We start from the raw sequence: 322 nt of genomic DNA on the forward strand, positions 1-322 counted from the left end.
GCGCGAGCGTCGTGTCGAGATGGCTCTTCAGGATCTCCAGAAGAGGGACCGACCTAGCCAGGCGCGCAGCGAGCCGCATTTCCGGATCCAAGCCGTTGATCCCGGCTTCAACCGCAAACAGGTCGGAGATGAGATTTAAGGCCCGTTCCGCCGAAGGCGAGCGATTGCGGAGGAACTCATTGTACAGATCGCGGCGTGCGTGAGCCCAACAGGCCACTTGAATTAGGCGCGTTTCGCCGGTGAGCGGATGGCTGGCCTGCCCCATGTTGTGTTTCGGCGTGCAATGTTGACCCTCTGAGACGGGGGATCGGCATCTAAATTT

At 59.9% G+C, this 322-nt stretch carries 1 protein-coding gene; it reads right to left on the reverse strand.

The window, feature by feature from the left end:
• A partial coding sequence (locus OC446_RS30715; protein ID WP_262032634.1) for an IS66 family transposase occupies positions 1-265 on the reverse strand: 265 nt, incomplete at its 3' end.
• Positions 266-322 lie beyond the last annotated feature (57 nt).

It is taken from the genome of Microvirga sp. Mcv34, from assembly GCF_024519725.1.
In the GTDB taxonomy this organism is placed as follows: domain Bacteria; phylum Pseudomonadota; class Alphaproteobacteria; order Rhizobiales; family Beijerinckiaceae; genus Microvirga.